The sequence below is a fragment of the Paenarthrobacter sp. 4246 genome (genome assembly GCF_040546855.1).
Classification (GTDB): Bacteria; Actinomycetota; Actinomycetes; order Actinomycetales; family Micrococcaceae; genus Arthrobacter.
In genome coordinates this window covers 61,122-79,877 of the sequence record NZ_JBEPOP010000007.1, presented here as the reverse complement: position 1 = coordinate 79,877, position 18,756 = coordinate 61,122, and the positions used below count along the sequence as shown (strand labels likewise).

The following is an 18,756-nucleotide window of genomic DNA, read 5'->3' as shown; positions in this document are numbered from 1 at the left end:
TTGACCGAACGGTTGAAGCGCTGGTAAACCTTGTTGGCGGAAAGCGTTTTCTCGCAGACTTCAGCCTCTTGTCCACCAAGCAAGGCGGTGTTGTCTCCGTGGGTGAAACGTTCCAATCCAGCGCGCGCAGACCCACTGCCGCCCAGCATCAAAGGAGATGTTCTTTGGTTTACCCTTCGAAATGTTCCTTCCGCCCCTCCCCTGGCCGTGCGTGGAAGGCAGTCTCGCTCGCCGCCTCCGCTTCACTCGCTGCCGCCGCCATCGCACTGACGGGCGTTCCGCTCGCGCAAGCAGCCCCTGTCCAGGTCCGGCAGGCAGCGCAAGCCAACCTTCCCGGCGTCGTGCCTGCCGCGAAAGACCCAGCCGCGCTGAAGCGGCAGGTGGAAAACCTGGACCGCGCGCCGGTGGCTGTCCTGACCGGCCAAGGCGTCACGGTGAGCTGGCGCATGCTGGGGCTGGACAAGGACAGCATCGGCTTCCAGGTCCTGCGCGACGGCGTCAACATCACCCCGGAGCCCCTCCGCAGTGCCACCATGTTCGTGGACCCCGCAGGCACGGCGGAGTCCAGCTACGTCATCAAGACCGTTGGCAACGGACAGGGCCAAGACAAGCTGACCGAAGCCGTGAAGCCGCTGGCGCAGAACTACTTGGCCATTAAGCTCGACAAACCGGCTGACGGAGTGACCCCGGACGGCAAGGCATACACGTATTCCGCCAACGACGCCACCGTGGCGGACCTCGACGGTGACGGCAAGTATGAGGTCATCCAGACGTGGTCGCCGTCCAACGCCAAGGACAACTCACAGTCCGGCTACACGGGCAACGTCTACGTGGACGCCTACAGGCTGGACGGCACCAAGCTGTGGCGGATTGACCTTGGCCGCAACATCAGGGCCGGCGCGCACTACACGCAGGTCCTGGCCTACGACTTCGACGGCGACGGCAAGGCTGAGGTCTCCCTTAAGACCGCCGATGGAACCCGCGACGCCGCAGGCACGGTGATCGGCAACGCCGACGCCGACTTCCGCAATGCCGCCGGGTACGTCCTGTCCGGTCCGGAATTCCTGACCGTCTTCAAGGGTGACACCGGCACCATCATGGACACCGTGACTTACGAACCCGAGCGCGGAGCGGTCGCCGGGTGGGGCGACAACTACGGCAACCGGGTGGACCGCTTCCTGGCCGGTGTGGCCTACTTGGACGGCGAACACCCCTCCATGATGTTCAGCCGCGGTTACTACACGCGGACCGTCCTGGTGACTTACGACCTCGTGAACGGCAAGCTCGTGAAGCGGTGGACCTTCGATTCAAACATCGCCGGCGATGAGTACAAGGGGCAGGGCAACCACAACCTCTCGGTTGCCGACGTAGACCAGGACGGCAAGGACGAGTTCGTCTTCGGCTCCATGACCATCGATGACAACGGCCAGCCCCTCTACAACACCAAGCTGGGCCACGGTGATGCCATCCACACTGGTGACCTGGACCCGTCCCGGCCCGGACTGGAAACCTTCGCCGTCCACGAAAGCATGAGCCAGAGCGGCAATCGCGGTGCCACGTTCCGTGATGCCGCCACTGGCGAGGTCCTGTGGAGCATTCCGGCCATCAAGGACACCGGCCGTGGCGCAGCAGGCGACATCGATCCCCGTTATGCCGGCGCCGAAGGGTGGGCCATCGGCGGTTCTGCGGCGTGGGATTCACCCGTTGGACAGCTCATGTCAGCCAATGGCGAGTTGATTGCGGAAAAGATCCCGGCCGCCAACTTCCTGGCTTGGTGGGACGGTGACCTGCTCCGCGAAATCGTGGATCACGACTACGATGCCACGGTGTCCCGCGGCGTACCCACCATCTCCAAGTGGAACTGGGAAACGGAAACCAGTGACCGGCTCCTGACCGCTGAGGGTGCCCGCAGCACCAACACCACCAAGGGCAACCCGTCCATCCAGGCTGACGTCGTTGGTGACTGGCGCGAAGAGATCGCCTGGCCGTCCACGGACAGCAGTGAGCTGCGGATTTACACCACGACGGCTCCCACCGAGGTCCGCCTGCGGACCCTGATGCACGACACTGTGTATCGGACAGCTGTTGCCCGGGAAAATGTGGCCTACAACCAGCCGCCGCACCCGAGCTTCTTTATCGGTGAGGGTATGAAGGCTCCGGCGATTCCCGCCGTCGTCTACACCGGCGTCCAGAAGTAGCGGCATCTCAATATCGGAGAAGTGCCGCCCGGGTCGCGTCGACCCGGGCGCCACTTTTCTTCTGACTTTTTAGGGCAGCGCGCTCGGTGGAGGGGGAATGTAACCCGGAGGGTTATCGTCCCGCCTCTTCCGTTCAGCTGCACTGAGGGTGTCGCTGTCAGCGGTTCCATCGGAGTCCCCATCAATGTTTGCAAGCCCATTGGTTTGGTCGAACGGGTGGGTGACAGGATCGATGACCGGCGTTGACTCGGTGGCCGCTGTTCCTGACGCGGCGGCTGTTCCCGTCTCCGGGGTCTGCTTTTCGATGTACTCCTTGAACTTCTTCAAGTCTGACTCAGCCTGCCTTTCAACGATGTGCAGCTTGTCTCCCAGGAATTCCAGGACGCCATGCGGCTCGTATTCCAGGGATAGGTGGATGGACGTCTGGCTGGGGCCGGCTTCCTTGAAATCAACCCATCCGGCATTCTTGGCACCCTCCACAGCAGCCCATGCCACTGCACGGTCCATGTCCTGCTGAACAATTTTGGCTTCCCAGCGTCGGTGGACGCCCGCGATCTCGGCCACCCACTCCAGGCGGTCCTCACTGAGCCGCGTCACGCGTTCTACTCCGCCCATGAAATGCGGAAATTCCTCGAACTGTGTCCACTGCCGGTAAGCCGTACTGATCGGAACGTTGACCATGATTGTCTTGTTTACTTTCGTGGTCATGATGTACGTCGCCTCCTCGGGTCGATATTGATCAGCATACTTACATTATTGGGCCTTTTAGAGCGCTAGAACAGACCTTGAATGAACGGATTCAGTCGATGACCCGGCCGTTCTGGACGAGGTACTCCAGGTGCTCGGAGATGTCGGCCAGCACAGCGATGTCCGCCACCGGATCGGCGTCGAGCACCAGCAGGTCGGCGTCAGCGCCCGGTGCGATCACGCCGATTTCCCCTACGCGCTCAAGCAGCTCTGCCGCCGTCGTGGTTGCCGAGCGGATGGCGTCAATAGCGGGCTGAACCTTACCCAACAGCCTGAACTGTTCGTTCTGGTGGCGGTGCATGCCACCCAAGAGGTCCGAGCCGAAGGCCATTTTTACACCGGCCTCGTGGGCTCGGGCAATCGCTTCGAGCCCGCTGGTGAGGACGGAATCCACTTTGGCCCACATTTCCTCCGTGAGCCCGAATTCCTTGCCCTCTTCCTTCAGTGCCCAGTACGTGACCAGTGTGGGGACCAGGAACGCGTCCATTTCCAGGAACAGGTTGAGGCTTCGGTCGTCAAGGAGGTTGCCGTGTTCGATCGACCGGACGCCGGCTTCCAACGCGCGGTTGATGGCTTTTGCCGTGTACGCATGGGCCGCGACATAGCGGTTGGCGGCCTGGGCTTCTTCCACCGCGGCACGCATTTCCTCCATGGAGTACTGGGTGGAGTCGATGCGGTCGGTGGGGGAGGAGACGCCGCCCGATGCCATGATCTTGATGTGGTGGGCGCCCTTGCGAATTTCGTCGCGGGCGGCAGCGCGGACTGCGTCGACGCCGTCGGCCACCCGGCCGATGCCGCAGCATCCACGACCATTGGGGTCGTGGTCCTCGCCGGGCAGGCGCATATCCCCGTGGCCGCCAGTTTGGCTCAGGGCGTGGCCGCAGAAGTGAAGCTTCGGTCCCTCCAGCAGTCCTTCCTCCTGGGCCATGGCCAACCCGAAGTCGGCGCCGGACAGGTCGCGGACCGTGGTGAAGCCGCGGCGCAGCATGGCGCCCATGATGCGTGCGGTCTGCGCATAGACATACGACGACGGCGTGTACGTCAGTGAGCGGAAGTCCGCACTGGATGCGACCACGTGGACATGGGCATCTATCAGGCCGGGAATCACAAACTTGCCGGTGCCATCGATGACCCGGGCGCCGGACGGTGCCTGGGCATTTGGTTCAACGGTGCTGAACTTCCCGTCAACGCTGACGACGTCGGTGGTTGAGTAGGTGCCTGCCGCGACGTCCAGGACGTTGGCGTTGCGGATGACCAAGGGGGTGCTTTCTGGGGTGGTGCTCATTTTAAACGGTGTCCTTCGCAGGTGCTTCGGGGACTTCTGGGACTTCGGTGGGGTGGGCTTCAAAGGCCCGGACAAGGTGGGGCAGGTTGTAGTTGATGACGTCGACGGCGGTTTCCACACTCTGCTGCGTGTACTTGCCCTCGGCGTCCAGGAGTGCGAGGACGCCCACCACGTTGTTCTGCTGGTCGAGGACCGGCACGTTGATCACGGCGCCGCAGCCGAGTTGCTGAATGAGTCCGGAATCGGTGAAGACGCCGCGGAGTGCGGTCAGGTCTGCAGCCAGGAACGGCTTCTTGTCCTCGATGACAGTCCCCAGCCAGCCGGGAGAGATTTCCACTGACTTCTCGCCGCCCACCGGGTACTCGGCCGGGTGGCTGGTGTAGAGCCGCTTGAGGCTGGAGCGTTGCGGAATCCACTGCAGTGCGGTGAACAGGACGACTCCCGGTTCCTGCTGCAATGCCTCCAGCGTCTGCTGGAAAACTTCGTCCGTGTTCAGAGTGTTCAGAGTGTTCACAGTGTTCACTTGCTTCCTGCCGCTGCCGGGTCATATTCAGCGCGGGCATTAATGTTCTCCAAGGACTTGCCCGCAGTGGAAGCGCCGAAGATCACCACGCCCAAGACGCCGATGGCCAGCACCACGGTAGTCATGGTGAACACGCCACCGAAGCCGAGGGAAGCGGCGAAGATGCCGATGATGGATGGTGCCAGGATGCTGCCGATGCGACCCACTGCGCTGGCCAGGCCAACACCTGTGGCACGCATCCACGTGGGGAAGAGTTCCGGAGTGTAGGCGTAGACGCCGGCATAGGTGCCGTTGAGGAAGAAGGACAGCGTGGCGGCGGCCAGCAGGATCATGCCGGAATCGTTGGACTGGCTAAGCCAGAAAGCGCTGATGGCCGACCCCGCCAAGTAAAGGGCGATGGTGTTCTTGCGGTCAATCCGGTCGCACAACCACGCGGCGGAGAAGTAGCCGGGGATCTGTGCAAGGTAGATGAGGATGGAGAACTCAAAGCTCTTGGTAATGGTGATTCCGCGTCCAACCAGCAGGGTGGGAATCCAGGAGAAGAAGCCGTAATAGGAGAATGTAATCACGAACCAAATCAGCCAGATCACGGCAGTCCGGCGACGCATGGCCTTGGACCACATGAACTTCAGGGCGTTCCAGATGCTGATCTTTTGTTCGTGCTTGGTGATCTCTTCCTCTGCGGGTGGCAGGGCCGGGAGTGGTTTGCCCGTGGCTTTGACTACACTCTGCTCAAATCGGTCCACCACTTCCGTTGCCTCTGCGATGCGGCCCCGGCTGATGAGATAGCGCGGCGACTCCGGCAGGCTGCGACGCCACCAGAGTAGGAGCAGGATGGGAACAGCGGTGATGACCTGCGCCCAGCGCCAGCCGTCCTCACCCAGCGGAACAACGAAGCGGCCGATCAGTGCTGCAGCCACGAAGCCAAAGGAGAAGAATCCCGCCAGGGTTCCAATGAACCAGCCTCGGCGCTTCGGAGGGATGAACTCGGACAGGAACGGGGCGATGATCACGCTTTCAGCGCCAGCGCCCAATCCTGCAAAGATCCGTGCAATCAGGAAGATCTCGAAATTGGGGGCCATGGCTGCAACCACTGACATGATGCAGTAGAAGGCCAGCGCCCAGAGCATGACCTTCTTACGGCCGAAACGGTCGCCCATCCAGCCGGCCAGGATGGCGCCGAAGAAGAAGCCGAACGGGGCTGCCGACCCCACCAGTCCGAGGCTGGCGGTGCTGAGGCCCCATAGTTCCTGGATGCGTGGGAGGAGGAAGGCCACCACGGCACCGTCCATGCCGTCGAAGGAGTAGCCGAGGCCTCCGATGAGGAGAAGCTTGTAGTGTGGTCGACTGAGAGCCAGGCGATCCAGGCGTGCTGTGAGTGACATGGTGATTCCTGCCAAAGTGGGCCAAGTTGTACATTTTTAGGAATATGCACAAGTCTGTGCAGAAGTGATGTATCGAAGTTACGGCCAAAGTGTGAGGTAGGTCAATAGGTGGAAGAAGATTTCGACTCGTCAACGTTGACCGAGTGGCTGGATAGTCGTGTCCAGGGGCGGAAGCTCGCTGCACGCCAAATGCAAGTCATCGGGATCCTCCGGTCCCAGCCCCGGCTCGCGTCCTACGGCTCCGTCAGTGACATCGCCGCAGTAGCCGCTTCCAACGCCTCCACCGTCACCAGAACCGCGCAAACACTAGGATTCAAGGGGTGGGCGGACTTCCAATTCGAGCTGCGTTCACGGTTCCTTGCATCACTCAGCGCGGTGGAAGTTGCTGCCGAACACAACGGCCACATCAGTAGTCCTGCTCAGGCTGCGGTCTCCACGGACCGTGCCAATCTGGCCCACTTTGAGCGCACCCTGGACGCAGACACGATTCAGGAAATCGCCAAGGCCATTGCCCGTGCACGGCAGACCTTCATCGTCGCCGCGGGCAGTTACGCCATCCCTGGTAAGGCATTGGAGCATAATGCCATCATCGCCGGCTATAACGTCCGGCTCCTCGATGCCGACGTCGCTGCCCTCACCAATGCCATTGCACGGCTCGGTGCAGAGGACCTGGTCATAGCCATCAGTCTGTGGCGGGTCTACGACAGCACCATGCGGGCAGTGGACATTGCGCACAACCTGGGTGCGCCCATCGTCTCCATCACCGACAGTGCGGGATCGCCTGTAGCGGTGCATGCCGATCACCGGATTGTGGTGCCCACTGAAGGCGCAGGCTTCTTCCCATCTCTGACAGGTGCCGTGTCCGCGGTCCAGGCGATCGCCGTCGAGCTTGCCTCCCTGGACCGCGAGCGTTCCAACCAAAACATCGCCGCCTCGGAGCGGACTTGGGACCAGATGCGGATCATGCATCCCCGCACCAGTTCCTAGAGCTGTGGCTTCCTGACCCTCTTTGGGCTCAACTGGGCGCAAAAACTACCCCATCGGGTTGCTTTCCAGCCCAGACGGCGCCAAAGAAGGTCAGTAAGCAACGGAAATTACGACGCCGGGACCTCCTGGGCAGCGTCGGCCGCTGCCGGCAGATGCTGGCCCACCAGCGCCAGGTTTTGGATGACGGCCAAGCCGAACTGGGCGGTGTCATTGGTGGAGACTGTTGGAGCTTCGTCCACCGGCTGAAGCACAAACGGGGGCAGGATCTTCTTCAACGTGAAGGCCTCCGCATGGTTGAGGTTCTCTCCGCCCTCGGCAAAGCTCTCCCACGCCAACTCCGCGAGTTTCGGGGATCCCAGCCGGGCCGCAGCATATGCCGTGAGCCGGCTGTGTGCCTGGGTGAGATAGATGCCGGCCAGGGGTTGCCCTACCTCCGCGATCTGTTCTTCCGGGGTGGCCAGGAACAGCCGGCAATACTGCATCCAGGCTGCCTCGAAGTCCTTGTCCGGCACCAAGCTGATCAGTTCGCTGCAGATTTCCACCAAACCGAACACGGCACTCAGGTGCGAGACGCTGATGACTTCCCTGCCGGCGTCGAACCTTCCTGCGTCCAGGTCGTACAGCGCTTCGCCAGTGAGGAAGCCGTACTTCAGGGCGCCGATATCTGCCATGGTTCCCAAAAGTCGATCCCGTGAGCGCGGGTTGCCGGTACGCTCCCAATCGGTGAGCCAGGTGGCGGCGAGGGAGCCCCAGTCCGTACCCAGCCCCACGCCCAAGGCGCCGCGGTCCGGACGGTACGTATCGGCGTCGGGCCTGACTTTACGGACGGGGTCCAAGCCGAGGAAGTTCTGGTCGCTGTCCACCAGTTCGGTGAGGAGATCGCCGGTGCGTTCGTCGGCGGTCAGGTAGTAGTAGAAGCGTCGGTAGGCCGGAGTACTGATGCGCAGCTGCTTGGCGCTGCAGCCCCAGTGCTGGACGTTGTGCCGCGAACCCAATCCGCGCCACGGACCGAGGTGGTAGACATCCACCTCGCCGGTGTGACGGGTCATGGCCTCGGCGTAGCGGAAGACGTCCGCGCGGCCCGTCCGGAGGTACATGTACCAAAGCCAGAGATCGGGCGAAAGCTCGGAGTTGTCCCACGCATAGCCGCCCACGTCGTAGCGCCACACGTGCCGGTCGGTGTCGTAGGTGTGCATGACGTCGCCGTAGTTCCAGAATCCGTACCAGCGGCGCTGTTCGGTCTGGCCTTGGTAGAAGTCGAACAGGAAGTCCAGCTTGCCTTCCAGCTCGGCCCGGGCCGTGGTGCTGCGATCCACCGGAGCCCAGTCACCAAAGACGCCTGCCGAGTGCAGGTACTCGGGCGAGGGCTGCAACAGTGGCGGAGTGGCCGCAGCCTTGGCGTCGGCGGCGAGGCATTCCGTACTGGCGGTCGAGTCGTAGGTGAACAGCGTCAGCTCATGCGTGCGGGCAATTCCCGTGGGATTGCCGAAGCCCGGCTCGTAGTCCTCATAAGTGATTTCGAGCCCCTCAAGCTGGTCCTCGAACGTGTCCTGGCCCAGGCCGTCATGGTAGAAACGGAGGTCCATCGGCTGGGCTTCGGGGGAGTAGAGCCAGGCGGTGACCTTCGCTTGCCCGGTGGCTGCCCCGCGGATGTCCAGCTGTCCCGGGTGCGACTGCCAGAAGTCCCGGATGCCAACACCAAGGCCGCCACGGGCATCGCTCAATGAGCAGAACCCGGCTGCCCGGGTGCCGCCCGAGATTCCCACCCAGCCGTGGCCGGGAGCGGTCCGTTTCCGCAGGTCAAAGCCGTCGGCCGTCAGTTGCGTCAGGGTGTAGTCGTTCCAGCTCGGGATGAGATGGAGCCGTTCGGAGACCAGTGGGCTCCACTCACTCAGAGGGGGCGTCGGGCGGCCGGTGATCTGCGCAGTGCGTACCTCTTCGCCCGGATCCCGCCGCAGTCCGGTCAACCCGCGGACGGCCTCCACGAGGAATCCGCCGTCGGCGCCGGCGATCCGGACATGGCGATCATGCAGTTCACTTTCCAGGGGCACGGCGAACTCGACGCCCAGGCCGGCGAGGAAATCCTGCTCGGCGTCGCCGTCCCAGATGAACGAGTGCATCATTCTGACGCTGCGGGCGCCCGCGTAGAAGTAGAAGCGGACGGTGAACGGGAGCCATTCCTTGGCGCCGTCATCGGCGCGGTGCAGGCCTTCCACCTTGACTACCGCGCGGACAGTCCCAGCCTGCTCCACGGAGACACTGGTGGTGCGGCCGGTGAAACCAGTCCGGGTGGTGGTGCCCATTCCCTCTGCCGGTCCTGACTGCAGCAGGCTCACCAGGCGGCCGTCTTTGGCCACCACTTCATTGTTGCGGCGAAGCTCGCTGAACAGGGTGTCGCCACCCCTGTGCAGGACCATGTCCAGCGTGCCCGTGGATACGGTGATGGTCTCTTCGTCTTCGGTGACCGCCACTCCGGTTGAGTGTTCGACGGCGGCTTCCGGGCCGGCGTCGTTCGCTTCAGTCGTGTGGGTGACCCAGTAGGAGCCGGCGGGCTGATCTGTTGCGCCGAGGGCAATGCCCGCCCACTTCAGCGAGCCATCGGGCCATGTGGCCAGGGGCCAGGTTTGGGCGTTGACGATGCTGCCGCTGGAGTCGAGAACCCCCAGGACGGCTGCGTCCTGCACGGTGCCACGTTGGAACGGCATTCCCCACGTCGTTCCGCCGCTGAGACCGGCGGGCGGTTCGCCATCGATCCACGTGATCGGGGCGTGTTGAGTCATGGTCAATTCCACCTAAAAGTCCGGGAAAACGCTTTCTTTGAGACGTTTCAACAATTTACCCGCGCGACGCGGGGGCCGCAAGGGGTGGCCGCGTTCTGGTCAGAAAAGCCGTTGACACCGTGTGCATCGGGGCGTATCGTACAACCAAATGGTTGTAGATCAGCTCAGTATAAAACCCTCCGGCGACGCGGAACTCGACCGTCTCTTCCAGGCCCTCGCCGATGCTACCCGCCGGGACATCGTGGCCCGGGTGACGGCGGGGGAGTACTCGGTCTCCGGATTGGCTGCGCTGTACGCCATGAGTTTCGCGGCCGTGCAAAAACATGTTGCGGTCTTGGAACGGGCCTCCCTGGTGACCAAGGAGAAGCGTGGGAGGGAGCAGATTGTGCGGGGAAACCATGAAGGACTGCAAAAAGCCCGGCACTTGTTGGACCACTTCGAAATGATCTGGCGGCAACGTGCCAGCCGGATTGCGGACATACTCGCTGAAGATGACGAAAGGGAACTGCCATGACTGTTGTCAGCGTAAACAAAGATGTTGAGGCCCTGAGCTTCACCATCGTGGCCGAATTCGATGCCGACGTGAAGCGCGTGTGGAGGATCTGGGAAGACCCCCGGCAGCTCGAACGCTGGTGGGGTCCGCCCACGTGGCCGGCCACTTTTGAGACCCACGAGTTCACCGCCGGGGGCAAGGCAGCCTATTACATGACCGGCCCGGACGGCACCAAAGCCCGTGGTTGGTGGAAGTTCACCGCCATCAACGCCCCGGACCATCTGGAATTCGACGACGGTTTCGCCGACGAGCACGGTGAGCCCGTAGAAGACCTGGGCATCACTCACGCCACAGTGAAGCTTGAACCCGTGGACAACCGTACGCGAATGACCATCACTTCCAGCTTCGAATCCGAAGAACAAATGCAGAAGATGGCCGAGATGGGCATGGAAGAAGGAATGCGCGAGGCGGTCGAACAGATCGATGGCGTGCTTGCCAACGCCTGAGAACTGAACCGGACGCTAAAAGAAGCCGACGACGGCGGGTGCCTCCCGCCGTCGTCGGCGTATTGTTTAAGTCCCGGCCGCCTTTCGAAACGGACCAGTGACATGGCGCGATTGATCATCATGGGCCCTCCCGGTTCCGGCAAGGGCACGCAGGCGGAGCACCTTGCGCGGCATTTCGGGATCCCCGCAATTTCCACCGGTGATCTTTTCCGCGCCCATGTCCGGGACAAGACCGCCCTCGGCCTTGAAGCCGGCGAGTTCATGGACCGGGGTGAGTTTGTGCCGGACCACGTCACCACGGACATGCTGAAGCAACGCATGGAAGAAGCCGATGCTGCCGATGGGTTTCTGTTGGACGGCTACCCGCGTACGGTGATCCAGATCGGAGCTTTGGACGAGATGCTCGCGGTTCGGGAACAGCCCTTGGAAGTTGTCCTGGCCCTCACGGCCTCGGACAGCGAGTTGCTGGCCCGGATGCTCCGCCGTGCTCAAGAGCAAGGTCGCAGCGATGACACTGAAGCTGTAATCCAGCGTCGGCTGGAGCTGTACCGGGACGAGACCCAGCCGGTTCTAACGGCATATTCGAAGCGCGGGATTCTGTTGACCATTGATGGATCCGGCGATCGGGAAGCCATCACGCAGGCCGCAATTGCCGCCGTCGAAGGGGCGCTGGCGGCTTAGCCGGTCGCAGCGTTGTGTTCCGCGGCCAACGTGCGGGGCTGGTCGGCTAGAGCAGACCGCCAACGCCTCCTCATCGATCGCAAGGACGGTGCCGCTAAAACCCTTCCGGTGAGAGGTTCTTGAAAGGCGCTTGCTGCATCGCATTCTTGGCGTGGCGCTCAGCCTTCATACTTGGAATGCTCGCCCAGACGGTGCCATGAACGGTTGTGGTAGACCAGAGCGTCGCCGGGTTCGCCCGCTTGGACGTCACGCATCACGCGGGACTCCAGGGCGTGAACGGCGATGATTGTGGAGGTCCCTACCTCCATGCGATTGATGACGGCGCAGCGCACCCAGGCGCGGACATCGTCATACACCGCTTCGCCGGTTGCAAGGGTCGACCAGCGGTGGGTCTGGTCAAAGCGGTCGGCGCCGGGGGTCGCTCCAAACTTCGCCAAGTCGACGTCGTGCGCGTCCAGCAGGTGCACGACGACGGTTTCGGCGCGTGAAAGCACCTCGGACGCAGAGGACAGTGCCGAGACCGAGAAAATCAGCAACGGAGGTTCCGCACTCACCGACACGACCGACGATACCGTCAGTGCCACCGGTCCTTCGCCGGCATCCGCCGTGATGACGGCGACACCTCCCGGGTGGCCACGGAACAGTGCTTTGAATTCATCGGCGGAGAGGGAGGACGGGAAGCTTTGCCTCGGAACCTCGAGCCAAGTGTCTGGGGGATAGGCGTGAAACATCATTATGACACCCTGGGGGCGGAGCGGGCGAGTTCATCGCGAATGATGTTCGTCCCTGCGCTGAGAGCACTCAGCTTGGCCAGTGCGACGTCCCGGGGGAACGGTGCCATGCCGCAGTTGGAGCTGGCGATGAGCTTGTCCGCATCGACGAACTGCAGGGCCTTGCGCAGGGTGTTGGCGACGTCCTCCGGGGTTTCGATGGTCTCGCTTGCTACATCAATTGCCCCGAGCATGACTTTCTTGCCGCGGAGGAGCTCGATGAGGTCCATGGGCACGTGGGAGTTCTGGGATTCCAGCGAGATGATGTCGATGCTGGAGCTCTGCAGCAGCGGGAACGTTTCCTCGTACTGCCGCCACTGTGAGCCGAGCGTCGCCTTCCAGTCATTATTCGCCTTGATCCCGTAGCCGTAGCAGATATGCACGGCGGTCTCCGCACGCAGCCCTTCTGCCGCTCTCTCAAGCGCAGCCACGCCCCAGTCCTTGACCTCGTCGAGGAAGACGTTGAACGCGGGCTCGTCGAACTGGATGATGTCCACGCCGGCCGCCTCCAGTTCTTTCGCCTCTTGGTTCAGGATCGTGGCGAACTCCCAGGCCAGCTTCTCGCGGCTCTTGTAGTGGTCATCGTAGAGCGTGTCCACCATGGTCATGGGGCCGGGAAGAGTCCATTTGATCGGCCGGTCGGTGGTTGCGCGGAGGAACTTCGCGTCTTCGACGAATACCGGCTGCTCGCGGCGCACCGCTCCGACGACCGTGGGCACGCTCGCGTCGTAGCGATCGCGGATGCGCACGGTCTTGCGCTGTTCAAAGTCGACCCCGCTGAGATGCTCGATGAAGGTGGTGACGAAGTGCTGGCGGGTTTGCTCGCCGTCGCTGACGATGTCGATGCCGCGTCGGCTCTGCTCGTGGATGGCAATGCGAAGGGCATCCTGCTTGCCCTCGAGCAGCGCATCTCCCTCCAGCTTCCACGGGGACCAAAGAGTCTCCGGCTGTGCGAGCCACGATGGTTTGGGCAGGCTTCCGACAACAGTGGTGGGCAAAAGTGTGTTCATGATTGACGATTCTCCGTGGGTCAGTTGACGAGAGCGGGGTATTTGGCGGTCCACTGGTCCAACAGGTCCTTGTGGGGCGTGATGAAGTGTTCCTCCGTGTACTTCGCCTGCGTGATCGCGAGCTGACTGCGCTCGACGCGGTCGTAAGCGATCTGGGTCCGCGAGAAATCCTGCTCTCCCAGGCTCGGCTGGTAGATGGCGGCGGCGGCGGAGTTCGCGTTGTAAATCTCCGGGCGGTAGATCTTCTGGAACGTCTCCATGGTGCTGATCGTGCCGATGAGCTGCAGGTTGGAGTAGTCGTTGAGCAGGTCGCCGCGGAAGTAGAAGGCGAGCGGCGCGACGCTGCCGCGTGGCATGAAGTAGCGAACCTGCAGCCCCATCTTTGCGAAGTACGCGTCCGTCAGCGAGAATTCGTCCTGCTGGTACTCGACGCCCAGGACCGGGTGACAATTCTCCGTACGCCTGTAAGTCTTGCTCGTGGAGACGCTGATGCACACCACTGGTGGCTGCGGGAAGCGTTCCTGGCATGCCGGGGAATCGAGGAATTGCTGGAACAGTTTGCCGTGAAGATCGCCGAAGTCCTCGGGAACGGTGGGCTTGCCTGAGTCCCCTGCTGCCGCTGGCAGTACCACGCTGAAGTCGAAGTCACGGACGTAGGAGGAGAAGTTGTTCCCCACGATCCCTTGGTGGCGGACCCCGTTCAGCTGGTCGACGATCTGGATGTCGAGAACCTCGAAAAGCGGGAACTGCTGATCCGTACCTTCCGCAGTGAACTCTATCTGCACTGAGACGATCTCAAGCTCGAGCGTGTAACGGTCCCGGTCCGGGTTGTCCCAGCTTGCGAGATCGTTGAAGCGGCGCCGAATCATGGTCAAGGCGTTGCGGAGGTTCTCCTGGCGGTGCTCGCCGCGTGCCAGGTTGGCGAAATTCGTGGTGATTCGCGAGCCTTCCGACGGGGAGTAGTCCTCGTCGAAGGGGGTGGTGGTGATGCTGAAGGTGAAGTCGTCTGCCATGTGATGCCAATCCGTTGATGGGCCGGAGACGGCCTTTCAGAAGGTGATGTATCCATGGTGCAGCCTTCCGGAGGCTATCAGGTAACTAGTGGTTGCTATGCATGCATATAGAATCTTCCTATGGCCCAGATTTCGAGTGGACTGACCCTGCAGCAGCTCCGCTACTTCATAGAAGTTGCAGCTGAGGGGTCGATCTCCGCGGCCGCCGATCTTCTCTACGTAGCGCAGCCGACAATGTCCGCCGCGATGAAAGACCTTGAGGCCCGGGTTGGCCGTGCGCTCCTGGTTCGCTCCGCCCGCGGGGTCACCCTCACCGCCGACGGGGTAGAGTTCCTCGGCTACGCGAGGCAGGTCGTCGAGCAGTTCGCCCTCCTCGAGCAGCGCTACCTTGGCAGGCCACCACGGCGACGCCTGCTCGGGGTGTCAACGCAGCACTACTCGTTCGCGGTGGACGCCTTCGTCCGGATGGTCAAGGCCACTGAGGTGGCAGAATACGAGTTCTCGCTGCGTGAGTCCCGTACCTGGGACATCATCGAGGATGTCCGGACGCTCCGCAGCGAGATAGGCATCCTCTACCGGAACGATTTCAACCGGAAGGTCATCGACAAGCTGCTCCGGGAATCCGGGCTCGCGTTCACTTCGCTTTTCATCGCCGATCCGCACATTTTCGTTTCACGGAAAAACCCGCTCGCATCAAAAGAGCGTGCGACTCTCGAAGATCTTGCCGGCTTGCCGCGGCTAACCTTCGATCAAGGTGCGAACAACTCTTTCTACTTCGCCGAGGAGATTCTCTCCACCTTGTCCAGTAAGCAGGAGATCCGGGTATCTGACCGTGCGACGATCTTCAACCTCATGATCGGGCTCCACGGCTACACGATCTCCACGGGCATCATCAGCGGGCAGCTCGACCCGGAGATCGTCGCCATCCCGCTCGACGTTGACGAACGCATCGAGATCGGCTGGATCGGCCACGCCGCGATTCCGCTCACCGACCAGGCGCAGCGCTATCTCGGGGAATTGCGGGCCGTAGTCGCTGAGTTCGGCGTAGCGCTACTCGACTGACTGCAGTTGGGTGGGCGGGTCACGGCCATCGTGTACCTGCAGCGGGAACCGTGACGCAGGCCGCGATTGCCGCCGTCGAAAATAGACTGGGCGGCTTAGCCCGTTGCAGCCGGAAGTTCCGCGCCCAAGGTGCGAAGGTAGGCCGCGAAACCTTCCGGCGCGCGGGCGTGGGTCCGCCCGGAGGTCACCACACGGGTAGTGTCCGTCGCGGTGACTACGAATCTGTGGCGGCGGAGCTGTTCCACGAGACCCCGGTCTTCGTGGGCCCGCAGTTTCGGGAACCCACCCGCCGCGAGATACGCCGATGCCCTGATGCCCAGGTTGGCTCCATAGATGTGGGGGTGGTCCTCACGGAGCGGGTGTAGCTCCAGCCAGCGTCTCAGTACTGCCGGATCCACGTCGTCGGGGTCTGGTTCAACCGAGCCGAGGATGGCGTCGGCTCCCGCGTTGGCCAGCACCACTTGTCGCACCAGCCAGTGTTCCGGCACCGCGGAGTCGGCATCGGTTGTCGCCAACCAGGTGCTCCCGGTTCCGTCTCCGGGCATGCAATCCAAAGCGGCGCGGATGCCGGCGTCGCGGCTGGCGCCGGTACTCCGCAGTTTCACGTCCATGGCGTAGAAACGGGGGTCGGCGGAAACGTAAGCGGCCGTGATGTCAGCGGAGCGGTCCGTGCAGCAGTCCAGGACTACGACGATGGAAACGCTGGTTCCAGGTCGCTCCCGTTGCAAGGCGTCCGCTGCTGTCTTGAGCGCTGCGAGGGCCTTGCCGATATGCCGGTCCTCGTTGTGGGCAGGCATCACCACAATGACGCTGGTGATGGTTTGAGGGTCCGTCATGGCGACGTGTCCGGTGCTGTGAAGACTTCCAGCATGAAGTCCTTCTCCTGGTAGAGCCCGTGCGTGGGCCAGCCGAGGTGGGTGCGTGCCATGGTGTGCACAGACTCCGCATCCAGCTCCCAGCCCGAAATTGGATGCCGCCAATGGCACAGAAGCAGTGTTCCGCCCGGCGTAGTTGAGGCCTGGATTCTTGTTAGCAGTTCGGTGAGTTCTTCCCGCGAAAGGTAATAGCCCGTCTCGGACAGCACCACCAGATCGAACCTGCCGTCAGGCCATTCGTGAGGCATGGTGAGGTGCTTGGCCTCCGCTGACGGGTAGTTCGCGAGGCGCTCCGCCGCCTGGGCCAAGGCTGCGCTGCTGGCGTCCACTCCCAGGAATTTCCGGCAACGCTGGGCCAGCTCCTCGCTTAGGGTGCCGATGGAACAGCCCAGTTCCAATCCGGACTCGTAGCTTTCCTCGGGCAGGGCCGCAAGGGTCAGCGCCCTCTTGCGGCGTTCGTACCAGCTGGTGGTGTAGCTCCAGGGGTCCTCGTCACGGGAGTGGACCTCGTCAAAGATCCGTTCTGCGTCTGCTGCGCTGTTGCTCCCAGCTGTGGAGGGATGCCAGGCGAACGTTTCCCACGGCCGCTCGAAGTGCTCCAGGAACGTCTCTGAAAGCAGGGTCTCGTCGCCCGGTTGTCCAGACAGCGGTTCCGTTTGCGAGGCGTGGGCATGCATTGCTTTGGCCTTGGCCTGTTGTTCTTCCTGGCTCAGGGGCACGCGGACCCAACCATTCCAGGTGGCGTCCCCAGTTCCTGCCCACAACCAGTACCAAATGGGGTATTCCAGGAGCCCGTACCCGCCTTTGCTCGCGACGTCCGCAGCAACGGTGCCAAGGGTGTCGTGATCCGTATGGCCATCGGAACGGTATGGAGCCACGATCACTATCTCCTCCGCCGTTCGCCCAGCGATGCTCTCGCTGATTGCCGCAGCAATACGGTCAGCGTTGGCAGCCAACCGTCCGTCCGGCAGCTCCAGGAACCGCCACGTCGCGCTGGGCGCCAGCCCTGACAACGCAGTGTCGAACTCCGTGAGCCTGACAGCGGCAAGCTGTTCCGGCGTCGTGGTTGGCGAGTCCGGATGCGATGCCTCGCCTGCGGTGCACAGGATCATGTCGACTGCTGCGCCGGCTGCGTGCAGTCTGGCCAGGAAGCCGCCGGCGCCGAGTGATTCGTCGTCCGGATGCGCGGCCAGGACAACGAACTTCCTGGCCGCAAGTTCTGCTGTATCCAGAGGCAGTTCGGGGAGGGCGGCCACTCCCGACGCTGCCCATTCCTGCTCCGACGTGCCGGTGTCAGTGTGGGAAAAGGTCACCACTGGCGTTCTCCCTTCAGCGTCAGCGCGCCAAGTTGGGCGTCGTCCCGCATGGCGTGGTGCTGCCGGATATACAGCGAGAGGTCCGCCATGCGCTTTCCATACGCTTCATTGAACGCCAGCGGCGCGGGACCGAGGTTCTGCGCCACCACTGTTTGGACGCGCTCGACGGCGGCGGCAACAGTTCCGCGGATACGCAGGGCTTCGCTCCAGGCGCTGGGGCCGTTTGTGTCTGTGGGGTCTTCGCCGCGCTCGTCCAGTTCGCCGGCGTCGATTTGCTCTGCCGCTTGGGCTAGGTACCCGGTGACGGACGTGATGATCCTGTCCACCTCACCCAAGGAGGCGAGGGCGATCTGGTCCGGCTCCCTGCCATTTTCCGCGCCCCTGGCCAGAGCTGTTGCATAGTCCCGCGCCACAGCGACTGCCCCGCCAAGCCAGCACGCAGCAACGCCCATGCCACCCCACGCGAAGCCGGCACGTGAGAAGTACCAGCCTTCGCCGCCGACCGGGGTTGCAGGGACTTGGTCGAAGTGGACGGTGCCGCTCGGGATTTCCTGGAGTCCCCGGCTGGTCCACTGCGGTGTTTCGCAGGTAACCCCGGGATGCTTCAGATTCACGGCGAATGCGGCCCGGCTGTTGTCCTCGCTGTGGGCCGTGATCACTGCGCCATCCAGTTGGGCCGCGAGCGAGCACCAGGGTTTGGACCCGTTGAGGACGTAGTGGCCGGCGTCGTCGCGCTTGGCCTCCAGCTTCAGGCCGGGGCCCTCCGCGGCGAACACACCCCAGGCGCCGTGTTGCGGTTCGTCAAGCCCGGCTTGGGTGAGGATAGCCACGGCATCGAGATGTGGCTCAAGCACCCGCCCGGCCGCCACATCCACGGCTGTGACGGATGCCAGGAGTTCCCAGAGCTTGGCGGTATTTCCTTCGCCGGGCTTAGGGGCCGTGTGGCCGATCTCCGTAGCGATGGCAAGCAGAGCAGGGACATCGCCCACGGCTTCCCGCACCTTTTCCAGCATGGGCTCGAGGGCTTGGAGCTGGACAGGCTCGGAACTGATGCGTACGGGCTGGGCTTCGGAGTCGCTCATGATCCCAAGCCTAAACTAAGGGACCTTAGGTTATGTGTGCGGA

Annotated in this window: 17 protein-coding genes; 6 read left to right on the top strand and 11 right to left on the bottom strand. The window is 62.8% G+C overall.

What is annotated here, in order from left to right:
* The first annotated feature begins 164 nt into the window (after positions 1-164).
* Complete coding sequence (locus ABIE35_RS14415) at positions 165-2,198, top strand: rhamnogalacturonan lyase (RefSeq protein WP_354515914.1); 2,034 nt, start codon at positions 165-167, stop codon at positions 2,196-2,198.
* A gap of 69 nt (positions 2,199-2,267) precedes the next feature.
* On the opposite strand, the gene ABIE35_RS14410 is transcribed toward ABIE35_RS14415, so the two are convergent.
* The 4 genes from ABIE35_RS14410 to ABIE35_RS14395 all read right to left on the bottom strand — a co-directional run bounded on the left by ABIE35_RS14410 (position 2,268) and on the right by ABIE35_RS14395 (position 6,138).
* On the bottom strand, positions 2,268-2,906 hold the full coding sequence (locus tag ABIE35_RS14410) for an SRPBCC family protein (RefSeq protein WP_354515913.1): 639 nt from the start codon (positions 2,904-2,906) through the stop codon (positions 2,268-2,270).
* A gap of 91 nt (positions 2,907-2,997) precedes the next feature.
* A complete protein-coding gene (locus ABIE35_RS14405) occupies positions 2,998-4,230 on the bottom strand; it encodes a metal-dependent hydrolase family protein (RefSeq protein WP_354515911.1) in 1,233 nt (410 codons plus the stop codon).
* A gap of 1 nt (position 4,231) precedes the next feature.
* The gene (locus tag ABIE35_RS14400; RefSeq protein WP_354515909.1) at positions 4,232-4,753 is read right to left on the bottom strand and encodes a GAF domain-containing protein; all 522 of its coding nucleotides are present in this window, start codon (positions 4,751-4,753) and stop codon (positions 4,232-4,234) included.
* Positions 4,750-6,138: an MFS transporter gene (locus ABIE35_RS14395; RefSeq protein WP_354515907.1), complete on the bottom strand. Its 1,389-nt coding sequence runs from the start codon at positions 6,136-6,138 to the stop codon at positions 4,750-4,752. The genes ABIE35_RS14400 and ABIE35_RS14395 overlap by 4 nt, the downstream gene beginning before the upstream one ends.
* A 108-nt stretch (positions 6,139-6,246) precedes the next feature.
* Between ABIE35_RS14395 and ABIE35_RS14390 the strand changes: the two genes are divergently transcribed.
* Entirely contained in the window at positions 6,247-7,125 is an 879-nt protein-coding gene (locus ABIE35_RS14390; RefSeq protein WP_354515906.1) for a MurR/RpiR family transcriptional regulator, read from the top strand.
* Between the two features lie 107 nt (positions 7,126-7,232).
* Here the strand turns inward: ABIE35_RS14390 and ABIE35_RS14385 are convergent, their stop codons facing one another.
* Complete coding sequence (locus tag ABIE35_RS14385) at positions 7,233-9,905, bottom strand: exo-rhamnogalacturonan lyase family protein (RefSeq protein ID WP_354515904.1); 2,673 nt, start codon at positions 9,903-9,905, stop codon at positions 7,233-7,235.
* A 148-nt stretch (positions 9,906-10,053) separates the two neighbouring features.
* Between ABIE35_RS14385 and ABIE35_RS14380 the strand changes: the two genes are divergently transcribed.
* The 3 genes from ABIE35_RS14380 (at position 10,054) to ABIE35_RS14370 (ending at position 11,585) form a co-directional block, all read left to right on the top strand.
* Positions 10,054-10,419 carry an ArsR/SmtB family transcription factor gene (locus tag ABIE35_RS14380; protein ID WP_354515902.1) on the top strand — a complete coding sequence of 122 codons (366 nt, stop codon included), beginning with the start codon at positions 10,054-10,056 and terminating at the stop codon, positions 10,417-10,419.
* Complete coding sequence (locus tag ABIE35_RS14375; RefSeq protein WP_354515901.1) at positions 10,416-10,904, top strand: SRPBCC family protein; 489 nt, start codon at positions 10,416-10,418, stop codon at positions 10,902-10,904. The genes ABIE35_RS14380 and ABIE35_RS14375 overlap by 4 nt, the downstream gene beginning before the upstream one ends.
* Before the next feature lie 102 nt (positions 10,905-11,006).
* Complete coding sequence (locus ABIE35_RS14370; protein WP_354515899.1) at positions 11,007-11,585, top strand: adenylate kinase; 579 nt, start codon at positions 11,007-11,009, stop codon at positions 11,583-11,585.
* Between the two features lie 158 nt (positions 11,586-11,743).
* Here the strand turns inward: ABIE35_RS14370 and ABIE35_RS14365 are convergent, their stop codons facing one another.
* From ABIE35_RS14365 to ABIE35_RS14355, 3 genes are read right to left on the bottom strand one after another with little or no spacing between them, the layout of a single operon-like run.
* Positions 11,744-12,316 (bottom strand): flavin reductase family protein, encoded by a 573-nt coding sequence (locus ABIE35_RS14365; protein WP_354516223.1) that lies wholly within the window; start codon positions 12,314-12,316, stop codon positions 11,744-11,746.
* A gap of 2 nt (positions 12,317-12,318) precedes the next feature.
* The gene (locus ABIE35_RS14360; protein WP_354515897.1) at positions 12,319-13,365 is read right to left on the bottom strand and encodes a methionine synthase; all 1,047 of its coding nucleotides are present in this window, start codon (positions 13,363-13,365) and stop codon (positions 12,319-12,321) included.
* 20 nt (positions 13,366-13,385) lie between these two features.
* A complete protein-coding gene (locus tag ABIE35_RS14355) occupies positions 13,386-14,378 on the bottom strand; it encodes a DUF1852 domain-containing protein (protein WP_354515895.1) in 993 nt (330 codons plus the stop codon).
* Positions 14,379-14,498: 120 nt separating this feature from the next.
* Between ABIE35_RS14355 and ABIE35_RS14350 the strand changes: the two genes are divergently transcribed.
* Positions 14,499-15,440, top strand: a complete 942-nt coding sequence (locus tag ABIE35_RS14350; protein WP_354515893.1) for a LysR family transcriptional regulator — start codon at positions 14,499-14,501, stop codon at positions 15,438-15,440.
* Between the two features lie 95 nt (positions 15,441-15,535).
* Here the strand turns inward: ABIE35_RS14350 and ABIE35_RS14345 are convergent, their stop codons facing one another.
* From ABIE35_RS14345 to ABIE35_RS14335, 3 genes are read right to left on the bottom strand one after another with little or no spacing between them, the layout of a single operon-like run.
* Positions 15,536-16,276 (bottom strand): glycosyltransferase family 2 protein, encoded by a 741-nt coding sequence (locus tag ABIE35_RS14345; protein ID WP_354515891.1) that lies wholly within the window; start codon positions 16,274-16,276, stop codon positions 15,536-15,538.
* Positions 16,273-17,631, bottom strand: a complete 1,359-nt coding sequence (locus ABIE35_RS14340; RefSeq protein WP_354515890.1) for a PIG-L family deacetylase — start codon at positions 17,629-17,631, stop codon at positions 16,273-16,275. The genes ABIE35_RS14345 and ABIE35_RS14340 overlap by 4 nt, the downstream gene beginning before the upstream one ends.
* On the bottom strand, positions 17,625-18,713 hold the full coding sequence (locus tag ABIE35_RS14335) for an acyl-CoA dehydrogenase family protein (RefSeq protein WP_354515888.1): 1,089 nt from the start codon (positions 18,711-18,713) through the stop codon (positions 17,625-17,627). Before ABIE35_RS14335 ends, ABIE35_RS14340 begins: the two co-directional genes overlap by 7 nt.
* Positions 18,714-18,756 lie beyond the last annotated feature (43 nt).